General features: G+C 43.8%; 1 protein-coding gene. It reads right to left on the bottom strand.

The window, feature by feature from the left end; genetic code table 11:
- Positions 1–440: 440 nt before the first annotated feature.
- On the bottom strand, positions 441–584 hold the full coding sequence (locus tag ACFIL8_RS11655) for a hypothetical protein (protein ID WP_375681508.1): 144 nt from the start codon (positions 582–584) through the stop codon (positions 441–443).
- Between the last annotated feature and the right edge of the window lie 163 nt (positions 585–747).

The following is a 747-nucleotide window of genomic DNA, read 5'->3' as shown; positions in this document are numbered from 1 at the left end:
GATGGCTGACCCATAAGGAGATAAGCCAACAGGTACTGGATGCCATAAAAAACCATATGAATAAACAAAACTTATGATCAATACCTCTGCTTTGCAAAGAAGCAGTGCCCCTTCAATCTCTATCCATACCCGAACACCCTCTTAAATAACTCATACTCTCTTACATCATAGGCTTTGAGAACGAACAATCCCCCTCCCTTACGCCTCTAAACAGCATGCCTATATCAACAGCTTCAAAACCAAACGTTTTTCTAACCCTTCTCACACGGGCTTATCCCCCTCTCACAACCATCACGGCTCTTGACCAACCACACACCTTTTTACAGTTTCACGTTTTTACAATTTTGCAAATTTACAGAAAACAAGCAAACTGCCGATAAACCGCCCCATTAAAGCCTATCACCAGCCTATCATCAGCCTATTACAAACCTATCATCAGCCTATTCATTGCCATTAGTCCTTTCCCCCCAACGCCCTCCATTCCCCCATTTCAATTTTGACGCATTGCACAATCCAACCTTTACGCCTCCATTGGCACCTTTTCTCCCCATATCCTCCCCACAACCATCACGGCTCTTGAGCAACCACACACCCTTTTACAGTTCCACGTTTTTACGATTTTGCAAATTCACAGAAAATAACAAACTTCCGATAAACCGCCCCATTAAAACCTATACAAGCCTATTACAAACCTATCATCAGCCTATTCATTGCCAACAGCCCTTTTCCCCCAACGCCCTCCATTCC

This window comes from Bartonella sp. AP57NXGY (genome assembly GCF_042195805.1).
In the GTDB taxonomy this organism is placed as follows: Bacteria; Pseudomonadota; Alphaproteobacteria; order Rhizobiales; family Rhizobiaceae; genus Bartonella.
Note: the sequence above shows the minus strand (reverse complement) of the source record. Positions and strands in the feature narration are given on the sequence as shown.